This is a genomic window from Elusimicrobiaceae bacterium (assembly GCA_017528825.1).
In the GTDB taxonomy this organism is placed as follows: Bacteria; Elusimicrobiota; Elusimicrobia; order Elusimicrobiales; family Elusimicrobiaceae; genus Avelusimicrobium.
On sequence record JAFXOI010000031.1, the window covers coordinates 60400 to 79439 of the forward strand.

General features: G+C 46.3%; 15 protein-coding genes. All 15 read left to right on the forward strand.

Going from position 1 to position 19040, the window contains the following annotated elements; translation table 11 throughout:
* Positions 1-8: 8 nt before the first annotated feature.
* The 15 genes from IKN49_05815 to IKN49_05885 all read left to right on the forward strand — a co-directional run bounded on the left by IKN49_05815 (position 9) and on the right by IKN49_05885 (position 18904).
* A complete protein-coding gene (locus IKN49_05815; GenBank protein MBR3632554.1) occupies positions 9-1121 on the forward strand; it encodes a hypothetical protein in 1113 nt (370 codons plus the stop codon).
* A gap of 35 nt (positions 1122-1156) precedes the next feature.
* Positions 1157-1429 carry a hypothetical protein gene (locus tag IKN49_05820; protein ID MBR3632555.1) on the forward strand — a complete coding sequence of 91 codons (273 nt, stop codon included), beginning with the start codon at positions 1157-1159 and terminating at the stop codon, positions 1427-1429.
* A gap of 11 nt (positions 1430-1440) precedes the next feature.
* Positions 1441-2397: a hypothetical protein gene (locus tag IKN49_05825; GenBank protein MBR3632556.1), complete on the forward strand. Its 957-nt coding sequence runs from the start codon at positions 1441-1443 to the stop codon at positions 2395-2397.
* Between the two features lie 68 nt (positions 2398-2465).
* Positions 2466-4355 carry a hypothetical protein gene (locus IKN49_05830; protein ID MBR3632557.1) on the forward strand — a complete coding sequence of 630 codons (1890 nt, stop codon included), beginning with the start codon at positions 2466-2468 and terminating at the stop codon, positions 4353-4355.
* A complete protein-coding gene (locus IKN49_05835; GenBank protein ID MBR3632558.1) occupies positions 4348-5469 on the forward strand; it encodes a hybrid sensor histidine kinase/response regulator in 1122 nt (373 codons plus the stop codon). The genes IKN49_05830 and IKN49_05835 overlap by 8 nt, the downstream gene beginning before the upstream one ends.
* 32 nt (positions 5470-5501) lie before the next feature.
* Positions 5502-6188 carry a response regulator transcription factor gene (locus tag IKN49_05840; protein ID MBR3632559.1) on the forward strand — a complete coding sequence of 229 codons (687 nt, stop codon included), beginning with the start codon at positions 5502-5504 and terminating at the stop codon, positions 6186-6188.
* 9 nt (positions 6189-6197) lie between these two features.
* Positions 6198-6377: a hypothetical protein gene (locus IKN49_05845; protein ID MBR3632560.1), complete on the forward strand. Its 180-nt coding sequence runs from the start codon at positions 6198-6200 to the stop codon at positions 6375-6377.
* Positions 6374-7498 carry a hypothetical protein gene (locus IKN49_05850; protein MBR3632561.1) on the forward strand — a complete coding sequence of 375 codons (1125 nt, stop codon included), beginning with the start codon at positions 6374-6376 and terminating at the stop codon, positions 7496-7498. The genes IKN49_05845 and IKN49_05850 overlap by 4 nt, the downstream gene beginning before the upstream one ends.
* The gene (locus IKN49_05855; protein MBR3632562.1) at positions 7495-8025 is read left to right on the forward strand and encodes a hypothetical protein; all 531 of its coding nucleotides are present in this window, start codon (positions 7495-7497) and stop codon (positions 8023-8025) included. Before IKN49_05850 ends, IKN49_05855 begins: the two co-directional genes overlap by 4 nt.
* Positions 8026-8211: 186 nt before the next feature.
* The gene (locus tag IKN49_05860) at positions 8212-9849 is read left to right on the forward strand and encodes a hypothetical protein (GenBank protein MBR3632563.1); all 1638 of its coding nucleotides are present in this window, start codon (positions 8212-8214) and stop codon (positions 9847-9849) included.
* A gap of 28 nt (positions 9850-9877) precedes the next feature.
* On the forward strand, positions 9878-11314 hold the full coding sequence (locus IKN49_05865; GenBank protein ID MBR3632564.1) for a hypothetical protein: 1437 nt from the start codon (positions 9878-9880) through the stop codon (positions 11312-11314).
* Between the two features lie 10 nt (positions 11315-11324).
* A complete protein-coding gene (locus IKN49_05870) occupies positions 11325-12932 on the forward strand; it encodes a hypothetical protein (protein MBR3632565.1) in 1608 nt (535 codons plus the stop codon).
* A gap of 12 nt (positions 12933-12944) precedes the next feature.
* The gene (locus tag IKN49_05875; protein MBR3632566.1) at positions 12945-13256 is read left to right on the forward strand and encodes a hypothetical protein; all 312 of its coding nucleotides are present in this window, start codon (positions 12945-12947) and stop codon (positions 13254-13256) included.
* 9 nt (positions 13257-13265) lie between these two features.
* Positions 13266-14729, forward strand: a complete 1464-nt coding sequence (locus IKN49_05880; GenBank protein MBR3632567.1) for a hypothetical protein — start codon at positions 13266-13268, stop codon at positions 14727-14729.
* A gap of 167 nt (positions 14730-14896) precedes the next feature.
* A complete protein-coding gene (locus IKN49_05885) occupies positions 14897-18904 on the forward strand; it encodes a hypothetical protein (GenBank protein ID MBR3632568.1) in 4008 nt (1335 codons plus the stop codon).
* The last annotated feature ends 136 nt before the right edge of the window (positions 18905-19040 follow it).

Consider the following 19040-nt stretch of genomic DNA (forward strand, 5'->3'; position numbering starts at 1 on the left):
GAGAGAATATGAAACTGACATCTAAGTGGACCTTGTGGTTTGTATTGGTATCGTTGTATGCTGCCATTATCGGCGGTCTGTTTTATTATAACTTGTTCAAATTTGTGTTTGACAAAAAACTGCAAAATGAAATGGTGGAAATGGTACGTTTCCGCGCGCCCCTTTTGGTGCAAAGTTTGGCGGCTCGTCCTCGTAGTGAAGCCACGTTCCGTGAAGCAGAGCTGATGAAAGAATGGAAACGCAACGATGACCGCATTAAAACGTTGGTGTATTTGAATGACGATGGATCCATTCGCTGGCATGAAAATACGCAATTTGTCAAAATGTCTTATTCAGACTATAACAATGAAGTGGTATTTGACACCCCTGTTGTCCCGCAGGCTATTCGGGAACGGACCCCTAAGGCGATTATGTTTGACGAGGGGGATTATTATGATATGGCTATTCCGCTAATGGCCAAAGATGCGGTGGCAGGCGTCGTTAACCTTACTGTTTCCCGGGCCAGTGCCAAAGCACTAATCCGCCAATCTATGGTGCGTTATGCGGTGGGAGCATTTATCATGATCCTGCTTATCGGCGGTGTGTTGTACCTGTTCTTGTTGCTCAAAATTATCCGTCCTTTGGAGGCTTTGAAAGACGGAGTGGATGCTGTCTCTTTGAACCGGCTGGACCTAATTTATCCGGAACGTTCGGATGAAATTGGCAGTGTGGCGGCAGCTATTACATCGTTACTGGCCAGAATTAAAGAAGAAATGAAAGGCTTAGAGAATGTTGAAATCATGTCTCTGGAAAAGGAGCAAAAATGGTGGAAAACTATTTTGGCAGTTACGGTGCCGCGCGGATCGAGAGCTTTAGTCGTCGACGAAAACAATAACATTTTATATACCAATTTCGAAATGAATCTAAAGAAAACGGGTACCATCCATTTGTTAGATGTTTTTGACGGGCGTCAACAGAGTATTATTCAAGTGGTAGGAGAAGCCATGGAACATCCGGGCAAAGTATTGCGCGGCAAGGTGGAGAACCAAAATGTTCCGTGTATTGTTAAAGCGGTTCAACTACCCGATGATGCCGGCAAAAACCGGATTGTACTTGTGCTGGAACCGGAAAAAACTTTATAATAAAAAAAGGGGCTTATCCCTTGGGAGAATATACAATGAAAGTAGCAATTAAAAAGATAGGTGTATTAGATGTGATCTTTTCCGTATTTCCCGTGGCTGTGTTTATAGTCATGTTGATTAACGGTATTATGGGACTGTTCAGCCCGGATATGTCCTTTAATCTGGCTTTCTTGGTGAACATGATTATGCAAGCCATTTTGAATACGTTGTTGTTCTTGGTATTCACGGTAGTATTTTTGTGGGTATACAATTTACTCAGTGGAATCGGCATTCGTGCAGTATCCATTGAATTAGAAGATAAGGAATAAGAGGAGATTGAATGAAAAGACTTATTATTTTTGTAGTAGCCTGTGTGTTGGCTTCTTCCGTCTATGCAGCCGACAAAGCGGCTAAAAGCAGTAAAAATGCTAAAGCCACTTCTAAACAACCGATTGAATTTACCGTCATCGAAGCAGAAGAGTATGCTTCCGGTAAACAAGATCCCCGTGTCACCAACGGATTGGCCACCTTTTTAGAAGGGGTGCCGCAAGTGACGGCGATGTCTGTAGTAACTGCTAAACAAGACCCGGCATTGGCTAACTTGGATTATAGTTTCTTGCCGCTTTATTTAGTAAAGAAAACACCGAAATTGCAAAAGAAATTAGAGCAGCAAATTGCGGCCGGTTACGTACAACAAAATGATACGTATCTGATTTTCCCGCGCTTAACTCGCACCGGTGTTTATACAGATAAAACAGCGAACCCGGGCGTATTGGAAATTTTTGTAATGTCTCAGTGCCCGTATGGAGCTATGGCGGAAAATATGGTTATCCAAGCCAAAAAAGAAGGCAAATTCCCGTTGGATAAAACGGTCAAATTGCGTTACATTGTTAACTACAACGAGCAGACCGGAGAATTCCAAAGCTTGCATGGCACGGCCGAATGGGAAGAAGACGTTCGCCAATTGTTGATTGCCAAATACTATCCCGCCAAACTATGGAAATATTTGGAAATTCGTAACAAAGATTATCGTTCCAGCCGTTGGGATAAAGCCATGGAAGAAGCCGGTATCAGCGTGAGCAAAATTACCAAGAAATTTGATAAAGAAGGCATAGAATTGCTCAAAGCCGAGGCGGCCTATGGCAAAGAATATAATATCAATGCATCTCCGACATTCTTGTGGGAAGGCAAAGAAATATTGGACTTTGGCAGCGTAGCACAAAAACCCGGATTTGAGTTTCTAAATCCGGCGCGTACGCAGCCCAATGCACCCGCCGCACCCACCGGTAGTTGCTAAGTTGTTTTTCAACCAAATAGATTGGGGGCTTAAGAGCAATCTGAGCCCCCAATTTTAAAGGTGTTGTTATGGTGAAGGGAAAGCAAACAGGCAGTTTATTTCGTAAAGCGGTAATTGCACTTAGTTTTGTGACAATCGTGCCTATTTTGCTGATTGGATGGTATGTGTTGCGCATTAACAATAAGTTGTTGCAAAGTGAAATTTTAGATAAGCAACGCACCATGGCCCACCGGATTTCCTTTTTAATTTCCGAGTCCGTCAGCCGGCAATCTCAATTTATTTCTATCTTTAGCGATTTACATTCCGTACTGTCAGACCATTTAACTTCCATTGACCAAGAGGATTTGGAGTATTTACGCAAGCGCAACCCGGACATTGTGCATTTACTGATTTTAGACCGTCGCGGAAATCAATTATTTCACTCGGGAACCTCGGGACATTTCTTAAATTACAAGGCAGAACTTGCCCCTATTTTGAAGACGTGTATTCAAGAAGGGCAGGAATATGTGGGTTCTATCCAGCGTCATAACGGGCATATGTATGTGCTCATGGCATATCCGTTACAAGCCGCTAATTCCTCCCGCAACGGTCAGGTATTGGTGGCAGAGATTGATTTGGAAGGATTGGGAAAGGCACTGGAAAAAATATATTCCGATAATATGCAAGTGGCTGTTTTAACAGATGAAGGGGAATTGATTTCTTATTCCGGCGTATCAGGAGGACTGGTATCAGATGAAGAATTGCCGCTTCTTTCTCAACTACAGGCGATGAAACAGGCCTTAGAGGAGAAAAGCGACGGTCGTGTACATCTTCAAACAGGGGGAAATTGGTTAGCCAGTCAGACACCGGTGTCTGGACTAAATTGGACGGTTTTAGTCTATCAACCCGATCATACCGTTTGGACATTGCTACTGGAAAGCACCGTTCATTCCGTGTGGAATCTGGTGGTCATTTTGTTGGCGGTGGCGGTGTTTGTAGTAGGCGTAACCTATGTGGTGTTAAGACCCATCGTTCAGCCGGTACAACGCTTGCAGGAAGCAGCTGTTAAACTGGAACAAGAAGAAGATTATATTCCCACAGAAGCAGATTTAATTATTCCGAATAATGAAATTGGAGAGTTGGCTCGTGTATTTTTACAAATGACGGTCGTATTGCAAGTGCGCAAAAATGCTTTGCTTTCTGCCCAAAAAGAATTGTCCGCCATGAATAAAGCTTTGGAACAGCGGGTAGAACAACGTACCGTAGAATTGCACAAAGCCACCAGCGAATTAGTGAAGGCGGAACGGTTGGCAGCCATTGGTCAGATGGCTTCCATTATCAGCCACGAGATTCGCAATCCGTTGGCGGTAATCAGCAATGCCACCCGCTTAATCAAAATTATTCAACCGCCCACGGATCCAAAACTGATCAAACAGTTTTCTATTATTGAAGCGGAAATTCGCCAAGCTAATAGTATTATCAATGAGGTCTTGGGGTTTGCCCGCAGCCGTGATATGATTTTGAGTACGGTTGATTTGAATAGCTATCTGCATGACTTGCTGGTTTCTTTCCCCTGGCCGGCTCATGTGCGTTTACAAGAAGAGCTTGACCCGGAAAGCGTACGATTAAAAGTGGACAGTGAAGAAATAAAACAAGCCTTGCGCAATATCTTGGCCAATGCGTGTGAAGCTATGCAAGAAGGCGGCCGTTTAACGGTGGGGACCCAAGTAGGAAAACAGGTTGTTTGTATTTATATAGGCGATGAAGGACCGGGCGTTCCGGAAGAGTTGAAGGAGAAGATATTTTCTCCGTTCTTTACCACTAAGGCCCGCGGTACAGGGTTGGGGTTAGCCGTAGTGCGCAAAGCAGTCACGCGGCATAAAGGTAAATTATTTGTGCATAATTTACCCGACAAAGGAGCCATTTTTGAAATTTATTTACGAATTTATAAGAAGCAGGGAGATACTCGCTATGGATAAACAGGTCAAAATTTTAGTAGTTGATGATGATAATAATTTGCGGGAAACCTTAGCTGATTTGCTGGAAATAGAAGGCTATAAAGTCTATCAAGCCGGCAATGGGCAGGAGTGCGTTGATTTAATTTCCTCAGAATTTTTTAATTTGATTTTGATGGATTATAACTTACCGGATGAAACCGGATTAGATTTAATTCGCAAAATCCGCGGGTTTAACCAAGAGACTCAGATTGTAATGATTACCGCCTATGCCTCTCTCAATTCCATCATGGAAGCAATGAAGGAATCAGTCTATGATTTTTTGATCAAGCCGGTCGATTTTGATTATTTAAAACGTACGATTAATCGTGCCTTGGATAAATACTTTTTGGAACAGAGCAACAAAGACTTATTGGCTCAATTAAAGGCGCGCAATGCAGATTTGGATCGTTTGAACAATATGAAATCCAAATTCTTTTCTATCGTGTCTCACGATTTGTCCAACTCTTTGATGACCTTAAAAATGAGTTTTGATATGCTCAAAAAACGTCTAAATCCCGACGAAGACCAAGCCAAAAAAATGTCCTACATGGATGAATCGTTGGGGCAGATTGAACATTTAATCAAAGATTTAGTGGACTGGGCGGCTATTGAAAAAGGTAAACTGCGTATTGAAAAAACTAATTTTGAATTAACGTCCAGTTTGAAGAAAACAGCAGAGATTTTTAAGGACAAAGCCAGTAAACGTTCCATCACGGTCACCTTTGAAAGTGTGGGAGAAATGAATGTGTTTGCCGACGAAAAACGCATTCGCCAAGTGATTTCCAACATTCTGGAAAATGCGGTGCGTCATACGCCTGATGGCGGACAGATTGCCGTAACCGTAAGCAAACTGGATGAAAAAAATGCTAAAGTGTCGATAAAGGATTCCGGGGATGGTATTGATCCGGAAAAGGCGCCGGAGTTGTTTACCAGTTTCATGCAACTGGGAGATAAAAGCCGGGTAGGTCGTTTAGGACTGGGTCTGTCGATTGCCAAGGATATTATTGTCAATCACGGCGGTCGAATTTGGGCGCAGAGTGATGGGTTGGGCTTGGGGGCCACCTTCAATTTTACGTTGCCCATCAGCGGACTATAAGCTAGGTGAATTTTGAACGGGAGCAAAATAATATGACCACGAAAAAGAAAAAAGTGAAAGTGTTAATCGCAGATGATCAAACTTTATTTCGCGAAGGAATCCGAGATGTATTGAATTCCGAAAAATGGATAGAGGTCATTGGAGAAGCTGCTGACGGATTGGAAGTGGTAGCGCAAGCCAAAAAACTTAAACCAGATGTAGTGCTCATGGATATTAAGCTGCCTAAACTGGACGGCATTGCCGCTACGCGTAAAATTCGTGAAGCAGTGCCGGAAGTGAACGTACTCATGCTTTCGTCCTTTGAAGATGAGGCGCACGTATTGGATGCTATTCAAGCCGGAGCCAATGGATATTTGTCTAAAATGTTGCCGGCAGCCGAACTTGTTAACGCGATCAAAACATTTACCACAGAAGGATTGATGATTCCGCAACAGTTGATGGGTAAGTTACTTAGCGGACTGCGCAATATGGGGCCCGGCAATGCTCCCAGTCAGGCCACTTTGACCAAGACGGAAATTAAGGTCATGGATTTGTTAGGAAAAGGGCTGAGTAATAAAGAGTTAGCCAAAGCACTTGATTGCAGTGTGAAAACGATTAAAAATCATCTCAATAGTGCTTTTCATAAATTGGGAGTCAGTAGCCGTACGGAAGCAGTCGTGAAGGCTATTGAAAAAGGACTTATTTCCTCAGAAGGAAATACATTCCCGGACGAGGAGTAGACGTTGTTTATGCGCCGAATAAAAGCATTGCTGCGCCTGGCGCGTAGAAGTCGCCGCGGCCAAGCTACCATCGAATATGTGCTGATGCTTAGCAGCATATTGGTAATCTTGTCGGCTTTTATTTCGGCTTTTCACAAAGATATTGTGAAATGGTTTTTTATGTTTATCGGGCAATTATTGGCCAAATGAAAACATTTTTACGTACCTGTCAGCACACCCTGCATAGCCGGCAAGCACAAATTTTGTTGCCGGCAGTAATGTTGGCGCCTATTTTCATTTTGGTTATTTACTTGTTATTTGAAACCTCCAAACTATCCATGACTAAGGTGCGCCAGCAATTCGCCTTGGACAATGCCGCCTATGCCCAGATGTCTACTGCCAGCACTTACTTAAATGCAACTGCGATGGTGAACGGGATTCCCTACCGCGTTATGCGAACGATGAGCCAAACGCTCAAACCAAAAAAAACTTCTGAGTTGAAAGGTAATTTTACTGTGTTTGATGTGTTTTACCGCGCAGGCGCATTTCTGTCTATTGGACCTAACCATGCCGACCAAGCCATTTCAAACCCGATCCCGGCTGCTGCATCTACTAACTGGGATTTTCAGTATTACGGTGATAAGCGGAAAAACTGGATAAAGGAAGAACCTTCCGATGCCAACGAAGATATGGAAGAGAAAAAAGATGATGGTGGCAAATACTTAGTTTTAGCGGATAAAGAAATAGTCGACAATTATTTCTTTACTTCTACCAACGGCGCCTTGGATAGGGTTAAAGATTATATAGTTATTTTTATTCGTACAGGTTCTATTTATGCTTCCCAGAATTATGCATACAAGGATACCATTAAAAAGAGCCGTATGTTTCGCGAAGCAATCTTTCTAAACACGAAGGATTGTCGTAAATCAGAGTGCGGCCAGCAAGGGGCGGCTGTTCTAGACCGTTTTGAACTAAACACAGTTCCGTTTGAAATTGAAAGAGGCCGCTTTTATTTAACAGCAGACTATGTAGGGTCTACGGCCCATTCCGGTGCATATCCGCTTGATTTGGATTTCAATAAAATTATTAAAACGAAATTATTTCAATTTGGCTATTTGGATGCCTCCAGCCGTTCCCGTTTGAAACAACTGGCCAGAGGCATCACGTTGAAACAAAAATATGTAGTGCCGGAGAACCGTTTTAATATCAATATCACTGCCCGCTACAAACCGTACGTAAAAAATACGGTATCGGTGACATGTCCACGCAGCGGCAATAACTGCGTATGGCCCAATCCGTTGCCTAAATACAGTGTGAAGGTGGGCGTATGAGAAAATATAATTTTTCCCGCCACGGTCAAGCCACAACCGAAACGGTTCTTCTGTTGCCGGTGATGGTTATTTTTATTCTATTTATTATCAAAATTTTTGGCCTCTTAGTTTTGACCCAAAAGATGGAAATTGCTGGTTTTTATGCGGCCCGTCGCTATCAGTTGCAGAGCCATACGGCGGATGTTTTAACTCGTTGGGACCGCCGTTTCTTACAAAAAGATATTAAAAAGAAAGTAGAAGAGTACCTTGGTTTTAATAACCCGGGGATGGTGCGTTTTTTGAGTTTGAAGAGCTTGAAATTGGATATCAATACCAAGGGTACTTGGACAAAGGTAACTATGACCGTTTCCACGCGGCCGCCGCAAATTAAGTTTTTGTGTAATTACGATAAGTTGCAAATTTGCGAAAATGATATTTCCTGTTTGCACGGATATGCTTTCCTGTGCGAAACGGGGGGGCAAATCCAAATCATCAAATACGTCAGTCCTAATGAGCGGCCCTTGCCGTTTGTGCGACCGGAATCGTAGTAAGAATTTGTAAAAGATTTCTCGGTTTATCGAGTGATTTGGCAAGTATTAAAAAAACGCTTGACAAACCGAAAAAATCAGTTTATACTATAGTAGAAATAGATGTATCAGTAAACTCTGTGTTTGAGCGCGGGACATCCCCGCGGGTCAGCAAGAGTGAATTTTTATATTATGGCGAGGTGGAATATGTTAAAACTGTTCCAGAAAAAATCGAAGGTGAAGGAAGGTAAACAAACCCAAGCCGATGCCAACGCGCAGACTCAGCAAAAAAAGAAAGAAGCGCCGTTGGCCGCGTTTGGCAAAACATGGAAGAAATTAAATTCCATGGACCGCAAACAGGCCTATACATGGGGCGCTGTGATACTGGTAGGGGTCATCGGGCTACTGATTTTAGCTTCGGCAGCCTCTGGTGAGAAAGATGATTTTTCGGATTTTGAAACCCGCGGTTATGACTTGGCAAACATGCCCTTTTCTTCCGATGAAGCGGAGCAATACCTGTTAGCTTCTAAATATCCGGATATGGAAGAGGGTAATAAAGGGATGGGTCTCTATAGTGCAGAAGAAAAAGAGGCCCGCCAAGAGGAAGATGCAGAGCAAGCCGAACTGGATACGTCTGCCTCGTCTTCAGCTTCCGAATATGTGCCGGGGCGCTATTATGGCGGTGGCGGTAGCGGACGCGGCACAGGTGCGCGCACGCAAGTAGGCAGTTTGGGCAGCGCCAGCATAAAAGGGGCTAGTGGGTCCGGCTTGAGCAGCAAATTCGGCCCGAGCGGAGATTTTTCTAATTTCCGCAGTCAAAATAAAGGTAGTGACAGAGCACCCGGTCGCCTCCACGGTGGTGATGCCCGCACGGCATTACGACAAACAGCCATGGCCAGCCGGGCAGCTGCTGGGCTGAAAAACGACAAAATGTTAAATGCCAAAAAAGCTTTGATGGGTGGCAATGTAGAAGGTAGTAAAGCTTTTATGGATGATAGCGGTGCTGTTAACTTAGGCGAAGCCGCCGGTTTGGATTTAGACACCAATGCTCCTACCAGCAGCGCCGACCTTAGTGGCTTAGATCAAGGATTGAATGATGCCAAAGATAAGGGACAAAAGGACGGAAGCGATAACGATGATGAGAAAAATGAGTGGGAAGAATTCGCAATAGAATTCTTGAAAAAGGCAATAGATTTCGGTTTGCAGTTAGCAGAAGGTGCGGTACAGGATGCCATTAAAGTGCATCAACAGCAGGTGGCTAACTATCAGGTGGATTTAGCCAATGCGCAGATGGAAGGAAAATTGGATCCTCCTCCGACAAAGCTTAGTGATGGATCGTCTCTGACAGCAGATATGCTTGGAAATGGGGATGCTAATGTGCAAGCTGGGTTGAAAGGAGCAGGTTGGAGCGTGGCCGAAGGACAAGGGTTCAGCAATACTTCTGATTCACAGACTTGGACATCAAGTGATGGGCAGACTGTGACTGTCAACAGAACCCCTAAAAAGGATAACGACGGGAACGTGATACCTGGAGCGTATGATTATTCCTATGCAGATGGGCAAAAAGCTCCCACGGTAACCAAGAAACAGGCCAATGCGTATAATAAATCTGCGCTAAAAACGTACAATAACAGTGATCCTGTGAAGAAGTTCAAAAAGCAAAGTTTTGCGCAAACAAAATCGGACTATTACGGTAATACGTCAAGGACAAGTACTTTAGGAACTTCCTCCGGACAAAATGTAACGTATAACGGTGTGTCGTATTGGGGACGCGTTGGCAAAGATGGTAAATTCCATATAGATGGTGGTGGTACCCTGGATACATGGGACGGTAAAGGGCAGTAATTAATTTTATTTGTAAGGAGCGTAAATTATGAAAATCATAAATTGGATTAAAAATCGCAGCGGTAAATTCGCTCTTTCTACAGCGCAAGCTATAGGGACGGCCGCAGTGGTAGGCGTGGCAGGTATCGCCGCGTGGCAAATGTTGTCTTCTTCGGGTCCTAATCAGGATACGGCATTTTCCTCTCAAGACCCGGACGTAGTCTATGTGGCCGGCGGGGCCGGTGGCTCCTACAGCGGCGTTGGATATGGCGAAGGCGGAGAATTGCAAAGCCATATTAATGTATCCAAATCCTCCAGCCAACGGCTCATGGAAAGAGATTTTGAACAGGAAAAATTGCGTGGACAAAACCCATCTTCCAGCCAAATGGAGCGGGATGAACAAGCCATTTCTGCCCATAAAATGAACGGGGCTAGCGAAGGCTTAGGCGTGGGTGTCGGCGCACAAGAAATGGGTAGCGGCACAATGGAAGGCGGAAACAGCCAAGTGCAAGATCAAATTGCCGCTATTAGTGCCCTGGCTAACCAAAAGAAAGAAGAAGCTGAAGCGGCAGCTGCAGCGGCCGGTGCGGAAGGCGGAGATGTAGTAGCGGCAGCCGCTAAAGCAGCCGGTTTGAATAAAAGCGGTGGCAAATATGACATGGCTTCCGGCATAGCCCGTAGCGGTAACAGTTATAGCACGAACGCTTTTGGCGGTTCCACCAGAATAGCCGAAAAAGGCGGGCGCATTAGCCCTAGCGCTGAAACCGATCGTTTAGCTATGGGAAGATCCGGCCAAATGCAAGGTCCCAATAATGCCAATTTTGGCGGTTATCATGGTAAAGTAGGCAATGACTTGGGCTCTATGGCCAAATATGCCTCTGATGCAAGAAGCAAAAAAATGGCCGTGAACCAAATGGCTTCTGATCTATATATGTCCGGTGCACAACAAAGCGGCGGTATTAAAGTAGCCAACGATGGCAGTCTAGGATTAGGCGGTGGTGAATCATTGGATCTTTTGGACGATGCCGTGCGTGCGCTGGGTATTACAGGCGAAGGTATAGGTGGGGAAACTTATGGACAGGCAAAGCAACGATTGCTTGACGGTATATATGACTTACGTACAAAACTAGCGGGTTTAGCTTCTATTCCGTTGATTGGGCCGCTTTTTGCACTCATTCCCTATTTAAATTATCTGAAACAGGTAAAAGAGTTTAAAGAGAGTTGGGGGGCTAGTGTGATGGAAACTGAAAATACGCAAGGCTCTTTGGCAGATCATCTCAAAAACTGTGCTGACCAAATGTATGGGTTATCGTGGATGAGTACTGCAATGAGTGTGTTTGGTGTAGTGGGGTTTGTAGCTGGTTTGGAAGGGTCTGTAGTCGGCGTAATAGGTAGTTACAATGCATACGCAGCTCAATATTGGCCCGAAGCTGCCGAAGAAGAGGGAGAGGAGAATCCGGATCCGACCAAAGAGAAGAATAAATAAGGAGGAATTTATGAATATACTAAAACTACTAAAAAATTGTACAGGTGCTATACGGCCGGCGGGGATTGCCGCGTTGTGTATGACGGGTACAATGGCGTTTATTGGTATTTCCAATTATATGTCATCTTCTCCGGCTGCTCAAGAAAAAAAGGTACGTGCTATGGCAGATCTGATGCGTGAGAATCCGTCGGCTGTTCCGAGTATGAATTTTGCCTTTGACAAGAATCAATTCGCTTCTGCGGAAGAAAAAGCCAGAATGGAAGGCCAAATGGCTGATAAAGTGTTTGGCGCTGGGGATCAAGCTGCTGAAGCAATAGAAGGATTGAATTTAGCGTCTAACGGTGCAATCGAAGGTATTGGCAATATTCAAGGTTCTGCCTTGGGAGCTGGAGAGGACAGCTTTGGCTTAAATACGGATAAGGGTGCCGAAAGTACCGGCGGTAGTGTCCGTGGGGCTGCCCAAAGAGGCAGTACGGACGGCATGGATGAAGCCGTTGCGGGCCAAGCGAAAAAAGAAGTCAAACAATTGCAGAAAGCATCTGTCAACACTAAAGGCGGCAGTAATTTAGGTAGCGGGACAGGTTCTCTCAGCGGTGCAAATAGCTCCGCAGCAGGACGTTCCGTAGGCCAAGAAAGAGCGAGCCGCATTAATCCCAGTGCTCGGGGTGCAGGGTCTATTACCGGGGCGATGGGTGACGGTACTACGGGACTGATTGCCAGCGGTGCCCAATATCGCGGCATGCACAGTACCTCCTATAAAGGCAATAACCGGTTCTCTTCTTCTCACAGCGGACAACAAATGGGAAAAGAACTAAACAGTTTGAAACAAATTGCACAAGATTCTGCTAAGATTGCCGATTCAATAGGCAAATCTGCTAACGAGGGAAGCCGTGCATTTTGGGGCAATAAATCTTTATCGGCAGTGATGGATGTAGATGGTTATCAGACAGGAGTAGGTGGTGGTGAGCTGCCGAGTGCTGAATTCCATAAGCAGCCATCTATTGATAATCTCGATACGGAAATGGATAAGCAGAAGAAGTTGGAAGCCGAACGGGAGGAGGCTCGTAGAAACCTAAAAACTCAGCTTATCTCTCTGCTTTTTGCCGCCCTGGGAGCCGCGATAGGTATTGCTGCTCTTAAAAAACTGGGTCCGTGGGGAATAGCAGGTGCTGCGATTCTCTTAGCTGGAATATGTGCATGGTCTATTGCTTTTATCGTACAGGCCGGCAGATATATGAGCAAGTTCGGTTCTGACGGAATTAGTATTGCAAGTATCGTAGTGGGTGTCTTGTGTATAGCGGCAGTTGTTATCGCTTTTGCGGTCGGTGATTTCGGATCGCAAGCGAGCGCAGCCGAGGGAGAATCGTCAGCAGCTCTTGGAGAATCTGCTGCAGAAGCCGGCGCGGAAGCCGGTGCAGAAGCCGGTGCCGCGGCAGCTGGAGAAGCCGGTGCCACTGCGGCTAGTGGAGCAAGTGCTGGAACAAGCGCAATGGCGGCATTGGGAGGAGGAACTTCTGTACTTATGGGTGGAAAAGAAGCTGTTGAGGGTATTATCAACTCAGCGGATCCCAATTTAGCTACTGGTGACGGTTCGGGTTCAGGTGGCGGTAAAAAATAATAAGGTCCACTTATGGCAAAAATAGATATGGTATTGAAAAAGGTGTTTAATGTAACGGTGTTGGTGTGTCTTTTCATAACAGGATTGTTGTTATCAGTGTATTTTGCATACCAACAACGGCAGGCGGAGCGGGAGCTGATTTATCTCAAGGCGCGGGAACTGGTTAAGCAAGAACAACAGGACCGCTTACGAGATTATCAAAAACGCTTACAACAGCGCCGTCTGACCCAAGAGTATAACAAAGGCCGCGTGGTAAATATGAACCAACCAACCCAACCGGCCCAATCGGCTGCCCCGGCAGATACGGCAGCAGCCCAGAAATAGGAGTTTAGCATGAAACAGGAAAAGACAAGTTCTTCGTCGGTTGTACCGTCGCTTAACCCTGCTCAGGGACAGCACCGTCCGGCCGCGATGAACCCATACAAAAAGTGGGGAATAATCGGGGGACTTGTTTTTTTCCTGTTTTTGATTATATTTGTAATACCGGCAGGTAGTTGGCCGGGATTGCGTAAGGTAGTTAGCACGTTGGAAGAGGCGCCGCAAGCCCAGTCTTGGAGTGTAGGTCGTATCCTATGGACGTGGGCCCGCGCAGGGTTTCCGTTTCAATCGCAAGAAGCCCAGCAGTTATCGCTCTTTGACAGAAAGCAGTCAGTTGCGCAGACAACCGGAACTAAATCGGGACTGATTGATTTGGCCGCGGTGAATGTTTCTCGGCGCGCGCGCGGGTTGCGCGCGGATGGGATAGCAGGCGCGTACGAAGCAGAAGAAGGCGACGATAGAGCCGCTCTCTCCCGCCCTGTCGGGGACTGGAGTGACGAAGCAAAAGCGTCGGCCGAAAAATCCGCCAAAGCGGTGGATGTCTACTTGGGTACGGATGCAGATTTGCTGGCACGGGCGGATTCTTCCGCCGGTCAGGGTTCGGCCGATACGGCACAGATGCGTGCTCGTTCGGTTGTTGCCGGTACGGTAAGTTCCGATATGCTGGCCAGTGTGGCTGATAGCATGTCCGCTTCCACGGACGCGGCGTTGAGGCGAGCTTTGGCCGCTGCCGCCACAGCCTCTGCCAATACTAGTATCCGTAGCGGTACGGATTTGAGCCAAAAAGCCCAACAGGATTTAGCGCAAGTATTCGTGCTCACTAACATCGCCGAAAAAGCGCCGGAAGGGTTTAAGAACCAATTGGTTACCGCCGGATACATGGCGGGCACTGTATCTGCAGAAGCCTATGAAGCGGTCAGCGCGCCCAGTGTGTCTTTGCGCGGGGCAGAAAAGGTGGCTCCTTCAGCACAGACCGGAAAGACCGAGGAACAATGCCAGCAACAGGCCAAGCAGACCAATGAGCAATTGGCCCCGGTGCTAGAGCGTTCCCGTGAGCTCATCCGCCACATTCGTCAGGGGGTACCGCAAGGGTGCGGGGCGGAACTGAGTAACTGGAAAAGCAGTTTGATTCAAGTGCGTGAGCAATGCCAAACGGTCAAAAAACTATTTTTATCTATGAGAGATGCCTGCGGCATGAACGTACCTAAGGAGGGCAGTTGCGAAACGGTTTATTTGGATGCGTATGCGGGCGAGTTGTCTGAGAAATGTGAAGCTCTGTCAACGGCAAAAGCGCAAGTGCCGGTAGATAAGAGCCAAGTATCAGAGCTAACCGCGCAAATTAATACACTGGCGCAGACGTTTGATCAGATGCAGCTGGATAATTCGTTTAACTTGCGGGTAGACGGTGTGTTAGGGACGAATGACTTTTTCCCACAGACCGATAACACCCAATGGTTGACGCAAGAAAAAGCCCAATAGGCCTATTTTGAAAAAGGGCCCAAAAAGTGGTTGACATTTTGAAATAATAATTCTTTAATGGTAGTAGTAGGATTTGTAGTGTAGTAATCGGTCTTAGCGGGCCCGAGCGGTCGCTAAGGCCTAGCAGTACACCCCCAGTTGTGGGGGAAAACTAAAAGGAGAAAGTTATGGCTGAAAATAAGAAGGATTCTTTCACCTTTAGCGATAAGATTAAAAACAGCAAGCCTGCAGTTAATCCGTTCGCTAAGAAAGGTGCTTCTAAAATCGGCAATAATGGCAAGCCCAAACAGACCTTGTTTGAACGGTCTCGTCGTGATGCGCCCTTTATGGTAGCGGCGGCGGCGGCTTTGCTGATGTTGCCCTTTTTGTACAAATACAGCGGTAACGTCAATGATGACGTCATTGTACCGCCAGGGTCAGAAGATTCTATTTTTGATCCGGAACGCTTTGGGTTCTCTCCCAGCAACGAAGATCCCACCGGCCAGATTGCACAATTGGCGGGTCGTGATCCGCTGAGCCTGATTAAAGGCTGGGGCAACCCGGAAGAAGAGCAAGAAGCGGCAGAACCGGAATACGAATCCAGAGATGCGTTTGACCGGGATTATACTCCGGCTCCGCGTCCGGATACGCCCAACTATCGGCAGACTGCTCCGGTAGCCACCCGTGCGGCTTTCCAAAGAACACCTACCAAGATTAAAGACTTGAGCGGTGCTTCTTTGAACTTGCGCGGTGGCGGCGGTGTGGGCAGCCGTTTTGGTGGTGCTCAATTAAAAGCTGCTGCCAGACAAAGCTCTGCCAGCGCTCCGAGAAGAGGAGCTCAAGCTCGCTCTTTAACTCCGTTGCGTTCAGCGGCTAATCCGTCTCGTTCTTACTTTGGTCAAGGCGGTGCGGCACAAGCTCGTGCATCTCGTGATGCGTTGAGTAAAGCTAACGCAGCAGAAGCCTTACGCGACGCTATGTTTGCCCCGGTGAAAAACGAACGTGTGGGCGGACTGGCCGATGGTTTCTTTGCTTCGGGCGGTGGTCCGGGCAAAATTGACCGCAACATGAACTTCAAAGGTATGGAGCCGTGGTGGTGGGACATGATGAAACAACAAGAAATGGAGAGATGGAAATGGAACTATTTCTTGTGGAGAAAAGGCTTAGTAGAGCCGCTCATCGCCGCGTTAGCTCAAGTATTGGCTAAAATCGGTACGAACCTTACTTGCTGTATCGTAATGGGTAACTCCGATTGTGATGCAGATACTTTTGTCGGTTCCAATGGAACGGGTAGTAAAGCTCCTGAATGTTGCGGAGTCAACGAAGAAAGATTCCGTGCTCAATTCCCCGCAATTTCTGCACTGTATCCAGACGATTTTAAAGCCGCTTGTGATGCTGCACGTAAAGGTGATAAAGGGAAACAAGATTGTCCTAGCGGTTGGAAAGCCGGTCATAATTATGGCACCAAGATGAACGGTTTCCAAACCCGTTGGAAATGTTTGGGTGGTGTTGTGCATGGCTCTGGAGCTACGGAACTGCGTGACCGCTATAACTGCGAAGCTATCAATACTACGCAGAACTTTGAATTACAAGCCACCGGTCAAGCAGCTAAATGGAAAAACCATTACCACGTGGTGGTAGTAGATAATTATGTGCCGTTCCCGGTAGGAGATGATAAATCTCACTATCTGTGCACCAGCATGGAAATGCCGGGTGCCAACTCACAGAATCGTATCGCTCTGCAAAACGTGAATGGCCATTCCGAAGATCACAATGCCGGAAGACATACCAGTAGCGGACAAAAATATACGTATAAGGATAAAGACGGCAAAACCGTTGATGCTCATACTACTGACATCGTGCGCGACAACATCAACGATGGTTGTGTAATCTATGTGGCCAAAGGCGATAATTTCAGATGGCCGACGTTCAAATCTGAAACGATTGGACTGTTAAATGAAATGATTCCCGAAGACGCGGGTATTTCCGGTGAGGAAGCCTTTGCCCAATTGCGTTTACGTTTCATTGAAGGCTATGCCATGAAACAAACCTTGGCAAGAAAATGGGAAAAAGCTAAAGGAAAACGTGTTCGCTCTAAGAGTGGCGGTACGCATCGCACGAATGTATACAAAAAAGTCAGCGATGGTATGATTGACCAGTCCATCCTGCCTGTATCGTATGCGGACTTTGAAAGTTTCTACGTCTTGCACCGCAGCAGCGCTAAACCGAGCGAGTCTCAAGCTCCTTATAGTGATCAGAAAAAACGCAAGTTTGCTGATACATATCAAGGAGTGGACAACTCTACTCGTACGTCTTTAGCAGATGACGGTAAAGCAACTGCTATTCGCTCTGAGCAATGTGAGTTCAATAGCTTCCGTATTACGGCTAGAGAAATTGAGTATGTGGAGAAAGAGGGAACCGGAGAAAGCCAGTTGAGCATTGCTGCCAACCTGACCTTTGATCCGTTGCGCTATCCTAAACGGGAAGATTTGGTGGTGACGTTGACCATCAAAGGCGCTGACGGCAAGACCGTCATTGATAACCACACGCTCACGGATGCGGAGAAACTCACTTGGCAAGATGGTAATAGTTTTATTAAGTTAGAAAATGAGAAACCGGTGCGTGATTATTTCAAAAATATTCCGGCCGGAGAGAAGAGATCTATCACGGCTTACTGGACGGCTACCGATCCTAAGACAAAGAAAGAGTCTAAAGATCAGACGTCGTATGGTTCTGAAAAGCCGATGATCCCGATAAAAACGAAGTCGCCTTGCGAGGAAGGACAGACTCTTTGGGAAGGCGAAGTGGACAAGGATGGTTGTCCCTTGTACAAAAAATGCGTTGATAACAAGTGGAGTACGGAGAAAGCAAAAGATCCGAACTGCCCTAATAACATCAAGAAATGTACTCCGGGAGACACTAAAACCATTCCGAGTGCTGTTGAAGGGTGTGATGCGACCATCACCTGTGACGAACATGGTGAATGGGGCGGTAGCGTGACCGTGGACCCCGAATGTCTATCCAACAAGATCAAAAACAAAATCAAAGGTGGGGCTAAGCAGTCATGTACGGAAGATGTGACCGTTACCAGCGGAGAATGTGTGTATGTGATTCCCTGCGAAAATGGTCAATATAATCCCGAAGCGGCCAACTTGACAAATCCGGAATGTTTGAATAGCTTTAGCTCAGACATTGGTTTGTACTCTTTAGCAGGGCACATCATGGAAGTGCCTACAGTGTTGGAGAATCATGCTAAGAGTGCAGATGCAGGCTTTACTTTTGCCCCTGCACAAGGACCTATGTACTATACTCAGCAGCCTAAGCATGATCAGGATGCCACCGCACTGAGCGGTAGAGCGGTTGACAACAGAAGCTCTGATAGCGCCAGAGAGTTTGTCAATGAGGTGTTATCAGAAGTGAATGATCGGTTGAAATCGCAGAAAGCGGGATACGCCTTCGTGACATTGAAAGCAGGTGAGGCTCCTAGAATTCCGCAGTTTGTGGATGCTATGCTCCTTGCGAAGAACACACTAGGTCGAACGAGTGTTCCCAAAGCTGCTGTGTGTACGATGGCTCGCGGGGTTGGGTTGTCTTCTTACGATCCGGTCAAAGTCAAACAGGATCTAAGCAATGAATTCGGCTCTTTCGCTATCTACACCGGTCTGTCTTCTGCCTATGTGCCGCGCCAAGATGTTGAAGAAATAGTGGACGGCGTAAAACAGACCAGAACTAACCAGCGGTTTGACACAGCACCTTATCAGGCCAATAGTTATATGAAGAGAGGGCTTCAAGGTATAACTAAGAGTGGTGTCCAAAGCCCTGTTCCTGATGATAAGGGTATAGAAGGCGCGATGGTGAATGGAAGATTCCCCTTAGCGGCATTACTGGAGGACGTGCAGTTTAGTAATGACTTAAAGAATCCCTTGAAAGGCCATTGGTGGGATGATATGTCTAAACCAGAAGTTTCTCAGAAAGTATATGATGAATATGATAACAAGATCGGAAGCATATTATTCCATGATACTGGCCGATGTAATTTATACGGAAGCCAAGAAATGAGTATTCAAGATGCCTTGAATTATATCGGCAAAGTGCTTGAGTTAGGCTTGGATTATAAACCGCTCTCCAAGAAGGACTCGAAGCCTGGAAAGACAAAAGTGCATAGTACTACTGGGCACGGAGGCAAGAACGGTTAACAAAGCGCTCAGATAACAAATACCAATAAGCGTATTTATCCCGCCCCGGTAGAAATACCGGGGCGGCTTTTTGTGTTTTGGCTCCTCTGAGTGTTCTGTCGGCAATCTCCTGCTTATCCTTTTTTCCCGTTCGTTC

Excerpts from the sequence above, each read along its gene's own strand:
- IKN49_05860 (MBR3632563.1), top strand. The coding sequence starts at position 8,212 with ATGTTAAAACTGTTCCAGAAAAAATCGAAGGTGAAGGAAGGTAAACAA.
- IKN49_05850 (MBR3632561.1), top strand. The coding sequence starts at position 6,374 with ATGAAAACATTTTTACGTACCTGTCAGCACACCCTGCATAGCCGGCAA.
- IKN49_05830 (MBR3632557.1), top strand. The coding sequence starts at position 2,466 with ATGGTGAAGGGAAAGCAAACAGGCAGTTTATTTCGTAAAGCGGTAATT.
- IKN49_05870 (MBR3632565.1), top strand. The coding sequence starts at position 11,325 with ATGAATATACTAAAACTACTAAAAAATTGTACAGGTGCTATACGGCCG.
- IKN49_05815 (MBR3632554.1), top strand. The coding sequence starts at position 9 with ATGAAACTGACATCTAAGTGGACCTTGTGGTTTGTATTGGTATCGTTG.
- IKN49_05875 (MBR3632566.1), top strand. The coding sequence starts at position 12,945 with ATGGCAAAAATAGATATGGTATTGAAAAAGGTGTTTAATGTAACGGTG.
- IKN49_05825 (MBR3632556.1), top strand. The coding sequence starts at position 1,441 with ATGAAAAGACTTATTATTTTTGTAGTAGCCTGTGTGTTGGCTTCTTCC.
- IKN49_05885 (MBR3632568.1), top strand. The coding sequence starts at position 14,897 with ATGGCTGAAAATAAGAAGGATTCTTTCACCTTTAGCGATAAGATTAAA.
- IKN49_05880 (MBR3632567.1), top strand. The coding sequence starts at position 13,266 with ATGAAACAGGAAAAGACAAGTTCTTCGTCGGTTGTACCGTCGCTTAAC.
- IKN49_05840 (MBR3632559.1), top strand. The coding sequence starts at position 5,502 with ATGACCACGAAAAAGAAAAAAGTGAAAGTGTTAATCGCAGATGATCAA.
- IKN49_05855 (MBR3632562.1), top strand. The coding sequence starts at position 7,495 with ATGAGAAAATATAATTTTTCCCGCCACGGTCAAGCCACAACCGAAACG.
- IKN49_05820 (MBR3632555.1), top strand. The coding sequence starts at position 1,157 with ATGAAAGTAGCAATTAAAAAGATAGGTGTATTAGATGTGATCTTTTCC.
- IKN49_05835 (MBR3632558.1), top strand. The coding sequence starts at position 4,348 with ATGGATAAACAGGTCAAAATTTTAGTAGTTGATGATGATAATAATTTG.
- IKN49_05865 (MBR3632564.1), top strand. The coding sequence starts at position 9,878 with ATGAAAATCATAAATTGGATTAAAAATCGCAGCGGTAAATTCGCTCTT.
- IKN49_05845 (MBR3632560.1), top strand. The coding sequence starts at position 6,198 with ATGCGCCGAATAAAAGCATTGCTGCGCCTGGCGCGTAGAAGTCGCCGC.